Below are 4,722 nucleotides of genomic sequence, written 5' to 3'. Positions count from 1 at the left end.
TCGCTCACTTCCTCCGCCTCCTCTAGTTGCTCGGCAGAAAAATTGGAGCAACCGAGGACACGGACTTTCCCCTGGTCGACCAATTCGTTCAGCGCCCCGAGAGTTTCGGAAATGTGCGAGTCGCGGTCCGGTCGGTGGATCTGATAGAGATCGATGTAGTCGGTCTGGAGGCGACGCAGGCTGTCCTCGCAGGCGCGCTGGACCCAGGCTCTCCCTCCACCCCTCATCGTCTTGTCGGTCTTGCTCATGGAGATCCCGAACTTGGTGGCGATGATGACGTCTGAGCGTCGTGTCCCTAATGCCTGACCCAGGAATTCCTCCGAACGACCCGTACCCGAGTACGGGTGGTCGCCATATCCGTAGATATCTGCGGTGTCGAAAAGGTTGATGCCAACGTCGATTGCGGCGTCGACGACTGACGCGCTGTCTTCAGCGCTCAGCTTTCGGCCAAAGTTGTTGCAGCCGAGTCCCACGGTCGAAACCGAAAGCGGACCGATGTTGCGATGCTCCATACGCTCTCCTCTGAACATGTGTCGGTCAAACCGACTCAGCCTGGAACCCCCAGAATGCTAGACGCTAAACCCGACGGGACGCCTGGCGAGTTCATCCTGGACCGCGATCCGTTTGGCATCGCAGGTAAAGTAACGGCCATGACGCCTGATCCCATGGAAGGACCATTGCGCGGGGTGCGCGTTCTCGACATCGCCACGATGCTTGGGGCGGGTCATTGTTCTTCGCTGCTGGCCGACTTCGGTGCCGAAGTCATTCACGTGGAGTTACCTGGCCGCGGTGACAGCCTGCGCGGTATGGGTCCATTCAAGAACGATCAGTCTCTGCGCTGGGCAGTGGTGGGTCGTGGCAAGAAATCTCTCACAGTCGACCTTCACACAGAGGCTGGACAGGATCTCGTTCGGCGACTGGTGGGTCTGTCCGACGTCGTGATAGAGAACTATCGACCTGGAACGATCAAGAAATGGCGCCTCGGCTACGACGACCTACGCATGATCAACCCTGGCCTAGTGCTGCTCAGCCTTTCAGGGTACGGTCAGACCGGTCCCAAGAGTCACCTGCCCGGCTTCGGGCGGGTCATCGAAGCTGCGAGTGGACTCATGAATCAAACCGGTGAACTTGACGGTCCGCCGCTGCAGATGGGGGTGCCGTTGGTCGATTATGTGGCCGGAACCTTCGGAGCCATGTCGGTTTCGATGGCGTTGTACGATCGGTCCGCCAACGGTGGGGAGGGTCAATGGATCGACCTGTCTCTTTATGAGTCGGTGATCCGTCTGCTGGATTCTTTGATCACCCGTCAGGATGTGCTCGGCGACACGCCACAGCGAATGGGAAACCGGTACATAAACGTTGCCCCTTCCGATGTGTTCCGAACCAGAGATGGACACTATGTCTTTCATAGTTCGGCGACTCAGACGGTTTTTGAACGTCTGATGGCGGCCATTGGGCGATCGGATCTTCTCGATGACGATCGATACGCGACCAATACCGAGCGCAGCGCCCCGGGAGGCGACATCAATGACATCGTCCAGGCTTGGTTCTCTGAGCGTGACCTTGAAGAAGTGATGGCGGTTTTGGACGAGCACGACGTTCCCAGCTCTCCCGTCAATACCATGGCAGAGGTGACAGTTGACCCTCAGCTTTTCGCCCGCGATAGCTTGATTCGTAGAGCATACGCTGATATTGGCGAGGTTCTCATGCCAGGGGTGGTCCCCAAGTTCTCGGCGACGCCGGGGCATGTTCGCCACGCGGGTCCGGCGATCGGAGAACACACACGAGAGATCCTTGCGGAGTTGCTTGAAATGACTGACGAAGAGATCGACGAGTTGTACACCCGTGGGGTGATCTGACTTGGATCTTGTTCGCAGTCTCCTGAGTGTCCCTGGTAACCAGCCCCGGATGCTGGACAAGGCGGCCGGATACGGTGCTGACGCCCTCATCCTCGATCTAGAGGATTCGGTTCCACTCGATCGAAAAGCCGAGGCTCGAGAGATGTCTGCAGAGTTCATTTCAGGAAGAGCTGGAGACGTCCCGACCTACGTTCGGGTCAACTCGGTCGACTCTGGATTATTCGAAGAAGACCTGGAGGCGATCGTCCTTCCAGGTCTCAGAGGAATTCAGTGTCCGAAAACTGACTCGCCTGAAATGATCCGAGTGATCGATCAACAACTGTCGATGCTTGAAGAGGCGCGAAGCTTGGCACCAGGGTCGGTCGAGGTGATTGTTGGCATCGAATCGGTGGCCGGTGTGTACAACTGCTTCGAGATCCTGTCCTCCGCGGCCAGGGTGGGTTCGTGTGTTGTGGGGGTTGCCGTCAACGGGGACCTCCAGCGCGACGTCGGCTACAACCATTCGGAAAGCGGAATCGAGAGTCTCTATATCCGATCCAAGGTCATTGTCGAGGCTCGCCATGCCGGGATTACGAACCCACTCGACGGGACCTACCCGGCGATCCGCGACATGGAAGGGTTCGAAGCTGAGGCATCACGGGCTCGCCAGCTTGGTTACCGGGGAAAGAAGCTCATTCACCCCGCCCAGATCGAGCCCACCAATCGAATCTTCATGCCGACAGACGAAGAAATCGACTTTCAGGAACGGGTGCTCGCGGCCCTTGACGAGGCCGAGAAAGAAGGCAGGGCGGCCACGACGGTCGACGGTCTGATGGTCGACATTGCCATGGCCGTCAACGCCCGCCGGGTGTTGGAATGGGCCGATCAGGCTCGTTAGTTCACCGCTCGTCAGCGGGCGTAACTCGCCGGGTTGAGTCCCAACAGCTTGAGGGCATTGAGACCACAGATCTTCTGACGGTCTGATTCGGACAAGCCTTCTGTTTGGTACACCAATTCGATCGGGTTGTAGTCAGCCATGTCGGCCGGGTAGTCGGTACCGAGCACCACATGATCGGCGCCCATCTTCTGGACCAGATAGGCCAGCTGATCCGGAGCGAATACGAGCGAATCGACGTAGAAACGCTTGAGGTACGTGCTTGGCAGCTCGTCGATGTGATCGCGGCATTCGGGCCGGACTCCAAACGCGTGATCCATGCGCGCCCCGTAGGCACCGGCGAACGCACCGCCATGGGAGAGCCAGATTTTGAGTTCAGGATGGCGGGCCATCACGCCGTCGAAGATGAGATAGTGAACCGCCACCGTGGTGTCGAGCGGATTCCCGATGACATTGGCGAGATGGAAGCGAGCCAAGCGGGGGCTGGCGAACGATGAGGGATGGATGAAGACGGGTACGTCGAGTTCCTCACACCGAGTCCAGAACGGTTCGAAGCGCTCGGCGGAAAGTTCCTCATCGACGACCCGGGCACCGATTTGGATACCCCGGAAACCTAAATCGTTCACGCACCTTTCGAGCTCTCTTATGGCCAGGTCGGTGTCTTGCATCGGCACGGTACCGAGGCCAACGAAACGGGTCGGATGATCCTTGATTTTGGCGGCGATGCCATCGTTGACAATCTGACTCGTCTCGTGCCCAACGGTCGGTTCGACCATGTAATAGAACTGTGGAGGTAGACACGAAACGGCCATGACGTCGAGATTCATTCTGTCCATATCGACCAGGCGAGTTTCGATGTCGGTCCACTCTGCAACCCGCGATGCATGAATCCGGTTGTAGATCTCCTGGCTTCTCGGGTCGGAGTAACGGTAGGCGGTGTTCGACCCCTCGGCGGGGAGATGTGGCTTGACAAACTCGTCTGCGGCGGTGATCCGGAGGTGGTTGTGTAGGTCGACCGTGACCGTCTTTGGACGGGTGGGCTCGGTCATCGGGTGGGGGCGCGCGGCGGTCGGGCCGAAGGGGTCGAGGGGGATGGTTGGCTGGGAGATGGCGGGTCCTTCCTTACACAGTCCGACTCAGGGTCGGCGGCTGTTCAGCTCAGGTCCATGACGGTATCAAGTCCGCGATGGACTCCAACCAGCCTACCGACCTGCCGGATCGCCAGCAGCCCTCCCGCAACATAGGGCCCAGCGCTCGTACCGGCATCGTGTCTGATGCTGAGCCGTTCGTCCTCGGCTCCGAACAGCGACTCTACCGAAAGCACGAATCCAGGGAGTCGAACAGAATGTACCTGGGTTCCCCCGAGCCTGGCACCACGGGCTTCCACTTCTCCACGTGTTTCGTCGACCGGCACGACCGTCGCCGGAGTCCCGACGTTCGACAACCGGTCGGCCAACTCGCGGGCGGTTCCGCTGGGTGCATCGACCTTGCCGGCGCTCCCGTAGTCGATCACCTCCCAGCTCTTGACCCACCCGGCCGCCATCTCGCTGAACTTCATCATTAGGACCGCGGTGATCGAGAAGTTGCCACAGGCCAAAACACCCAGCTCCCTGGCCTGTGCGGCTTGGTCGATGACCTCATAGTCTTCGGTCGCGAGTCCCGAGGTCCCGACGATCACATGGGCGCCGGCGTCGAGGGCTGCCAGGATGTTTTGGCGGGCGACCGAAGGGTTTGTGTACTCGACGAATACATCCGGCTTGGAGACGAGGGCCTCTTCGATGGTTCCGCTGATGGTGATTCCAGGATCGCGTGCGCCGAGTACCTGACCGACTCGCTCACCAGCCCTCGTTCGGGATAGCGCGCCGACCAGATTCAGGTCGCCTGCTTCCATGATCGCTTGTGTTAGGGCAGAGCCAGCCCATCCGGTTGCACCAGCGACTACGACGGTTGTCTGTTTTGATCTACTGCCAATCAATGTGACTCCAGGGT

5 protein-coding genes are annotated in these 4,722 nt (G+C 59.3%); 2 read left to right on the top strand and 3 right to left on the bottom strand.

What is annotated here, in order from left to right; genetic code table 11:
* The coding region (locus JJE47_13325; protein MBK5268408.1) for an aldo/keto reductase at positions 1 to 512 on the bottom strand (512 nt) is incomplete at its 3' end.
* A 54-nt stretch (positions 513 to 566) separates the two neighbouring features.
* Between JJE47_13325 and JJE47_13320 the strand changes: the two genes are divergently transcribed.
* Both JJE47_13320 and JJE47_13315 read left to right on the top strand, forming a co-directional pair.
* Positions 567 to 1,859, top strand: coding sequence for a CoA transferase (locus tag JJE47_13320; GenBank protein ID MBK5268407.1), 1,293 nt, complete (start codon positions 567 to 569; stop codon positions 1,857 to 1,859).
* A gap of 49 nt (positions 1,860 to 1,908) precedes the next feature.
* Positions 1,909 to 2,736, top strand: coding sequence for a CoA ester lyase (locus JJE47_13315; GenBank protein MBK5268406.1), 828 nt, complete (start codon positions 1,909 to 1,911; stop codon positions 2,734 to 2,736).
* 11 nt (positions 2,737 to 2,747) lie between these two features.
* On the opposite strand, the gene JJE47_13310 is transcribed toward JJE47_13315, so the two are convergent.
* Together JJE47_13310 and dapB are read right to left on the bottom strand one after the other, a co-directional pair.
* Positions 2,748 to 3,782, bottom strand: coding sequence for an amidohydrolase (locus tag JJE47_13310; protein ID MBK5268405.1), 1,035 nt, complete (start codon positions 3,780 to 3,782; stop codon positions 2,748 to 2,750).
* Positions 3,783 to 3,886: 104 nt separating this feature from the next.
* On the bottom strand, positions 3,887 to 4,705 hold the full coding sequence (gene dapB, locus JJE47_13305; GenBank protein MBK5268404.1) for a 4-hydroxy-tetrahydrodipicolinate reductase: 819 nt from the start codon (positions 4,703 to 4,705) through the stop codon (positions 3,887 to 3,889).
* Between the last annotated feature and the right edge of the window lie 17 nt (positions 4,706 to 4,722).

The sequence above is a fragment of the Acidimicrobiia bacterium genome (assembly GCA_016650365.1).
Lineage (GTDB): Bacteria > Actinomycetota > Acidimicrobiia > Spongiisociales > JAENVV01 > JAENVV01.
This window is presented reverse-complemented; position numbering and strand designations above follow the sequence as displayed.

Excerpts from the sequence above, each read along its gene's own strand:
- JJE47_13320 (MBK5268407.1), top strand. The coding sequence starts at position 567 with ATGCTAGACGCTAAACCCGACGGGACGCCTGGCGAGTTCATCCTGGAC.
- JJE47_13315 (MBK5268406.1), top strand. The coding sequence starts at position 1,909 with ATGCTGGACAAGGCGGCCGGATACGGTGCTGACGCCCTCATCCTCGAT.
- JJE47_13310 (MBK5268405.1), bottom strand. The coding sequence starts at position 3,782 with ATGACCGAGCCCACCCGTCCAAAGACGGTCACGGTCGACCTACACAAC.